We start from the raw sequence: 1694 nt of genomic DNA on the forward strand, positions 1-1694 counted from the left end.
CATCCGCGCGTGCATCGGCTCGACGGCCGGCTGAACGACTTCGCCGACACGGCTGCGCTGATCGAGCGGCTCGACGGCGTCGTCACGATCGATACGGCAGTCGCACACCTCGCTGGCGCGCTCGGCAAGCCGCTGTGGGTCATGCTGCCGTTCGCGCCCGACTGGCGCTGGTTCACCGGCGACGACTGCCCGTGGTATCCGCAGGCGCGGCTTGCCCGCCAACCCGCGCCCGGGCAATGGAATGACGCGGCGGCCGCGGTCGCCGGCATGCTGCGCGAAGCCTGAACGCAGACGAAAAAAGGGAGCGCGCCGCGCTCCCTTTTTCAATGCGATGCGTGCGGCCCGCGCCGCGCGACATGTGGGGGCCCGTCAGGCCGCCTTGTACTGGTTGCGCGCCTCGGGCGTGCGGTACAGCACGAGTGTCGCGACCAGCCCGCAAATCGCGGCAACGCTCAGCCACAGCCCCGGCGCCGCCTTGTTCCCGGTCTGATGAATCAGCAGCGTCGAGATCGCCGGCGTGAAGCCGCCGATCGTCGTCGCCAGGCTGTACGCCAGCGAGAAACCGGCCGTGCGCACGTCGGCCGGCATCACTTCGGTCAGCGCGACGACCATCGCCCCGTTATACGACGCGTACAGGAACGACAGCCACAGCTCGACCGCGAGCAGCCGCAGGAACGACGGATCGCCGACGAGCCACAGCACGGCCGGATAAGCCGACAGCAGCGTCAGCACGGTGAACGCGATCAGCACCGGGCGGCGCCCGATGCGGTCGGACAACGCACCGGACAACGGCAACCACACGAGATTGGAAATCCCCACGCAGACGGTCACGACGAGCGCGTCGAGCGACGACAGGTGCAGCACTTCCTTGCCGAACGTCGGCGTATAGGCGGTGATCATGTAGAACGACACCGTCGTCATGATCACCATCCCCATGCCTGCCACCACGATGCCCCAGTTGTCGAGCATCGAACGCATGATCTCGCCCATCGTCGGACGATGGCGCTTCGCGAGGAATTCGTCGGTCTCCTTCAGCGAACGACGGATCAGGAACAGGAACGGCACGATCAGGCAGCCGATCAGGAACGGAATGCGCCAGCCCCACGCGGTCATCTCCTCGGCCGGCAGCGCACGGTTGAGCAGCACGCCGACGAACGCGGCGAACACGACGGCCACCTGCTGGCTGCCCGATTGCCACGACGTATAGAACCCCTTGTGGCCCTTCGTCGCGATCTCCGACAGATAGACCGACACGCCGCCGAGTTCGACGCCCGCCGAAAAGCCCTGCAGCAGCCGGCCGAGCAGCACGAGCGCCGGCGCGAGCACACCGATCGACGCATATCCGGGTATCGCGGCCACCGTGAGCGTGCCGAGCGCCATCAGCCCGAGCGTCAGGATCAGCCCCTTGCGGCGGCCATGGTGGTCGATGTACGCACCGAGCACGATCGCGCCGACCGGCCGCATCAGGAAGCCCGCGCCGAACACCGACAGCGACAGCATCAGCGACGCGAATGCGTTGCCGCTCGGAAAGTAGGTTTTCGCGATGGCCGACGCGTAATAGCCGTAGACCATGAAGTCATACATTTCCAGGAAGTTGCCGCTGACGACCCGGAACACGGTGCGGAATTTCGATTCCTGCGCGATGGCGTGTGACGCGGTTGACATGTTTTTCTCGCTCAGCTCGGATGGCGCGA

2 protein-coding genes are annotated in these 1694 nt (G+C 66.4%); one reads left to right on the forward strand and one right to left on the reverse strand.

Going from position 1 to position 1694, the window contains the following annotated elements:
* A partial coding sequence (locus JYJ84_RS35975) for a glycosyltransferase family 9 protein (RefSeq protein WP_275890771.1) occupies positions 1–285 on the forward strand: 285 nt, incomplete at its 5' end.
* A gap of 84 nt (positions 286–369) precedes the next feature.
* Here JYJ84_RS35975 and JYJ84_RS35980 read toward each other — a convergent pair.
* On the reverse strand, positions 370–1665 hold the full coding sequence (locus JYJ84_RS35980) for an MFS transporter (RefSeq protein WP_122946622.1): 1296 nt from the start codon (positions 1663–1665) through the stop codon (positions 370–372).
* Between the last annotated feature and the right edge of the window lie 29 nt (positions 1666–1694).

The organism is Burkholderia sp. LMG 13014 (assembly GCF_905232215.1).
GTDB lineage: Bacteria > Pseudomonadota > Gammaproteobacteria > Burkholderiales > Burkholderiaceae > Burkholderia.

Bases quoted from the DNA above. Each gene is read 5' to 3' on its own strand.
- JYJ84_RS35980 (WP_122946622.1), bottom strand. From the start codon at position 1,665: ATGTCAACCGCGTCACACGCCATCGCGCAGGAATCGAAATTCCGCACC.